Source organism: Listeria sp. SHR_NRA_18 (assembly GCF_003856515.1).
GTDB lineage: Bacteria > Bacillota > Bacilli > Lactobacillales > Listeriaceae > Listeria_A > Listeria_A newyorkensis.
This window is the reverse complement of sequence record NZ_QPKR01000085.1, coordinates 1-417: the sequence shown is the minus strand read 5'-3', so window position 1 is coordinate 417 and position 417 is coordinate 1. Positions and strand designations below refer to the sequence as shown.

At 59.5% G+C, this 417-nt stretch carries 1 pseudogene; it reads left to right on the top strand.

Annotation, left to right across the window (positions count from 1 at the left end):
* Positions 1 to 417, top strand: a pseudogene (gene deoA / locus DUK53_RS17260) (pyrimidine-nucleoside phosphorylase); the annotation flags it as partial.

Genomic DNA, 417 nt, shown 5'->3' with positions numbered 1-417 from the left:
TGATATCACTGCCACCGTCGACTCCATTCCGCTGATCACCGGCTCTATTCTGGCGAAGAAACTGGCCGAAGGGCTGGATGCGTTGGTTATGGACGTGAAAGTTGGCAGCGGTGCCTTTATGCCGACCTACCAGCTTTCTGACGATCTGGCGCAGGCGATCGTGGGCGTTGCGAATGGTGCCGGTTGCAAGACTACCGCGCTGCTGACTGACATGAACCAGGTGCTGGCTTCCAGCGCTGGTAATGCGGTCGAAGTGCGTGAAGCGGTACGCTTCCTGACCGGGGAATATCGCAATCCGCGTCTGCTGGAAGTGACCATGGCGTTGAGCGTGGAAATGCTGCTGTCTGGCGGCCTGGCCACCGACGATGCTGATGCGCGTGCCAAACTGCAGGCGGTGCTGGATAACGGCAAAGCGGC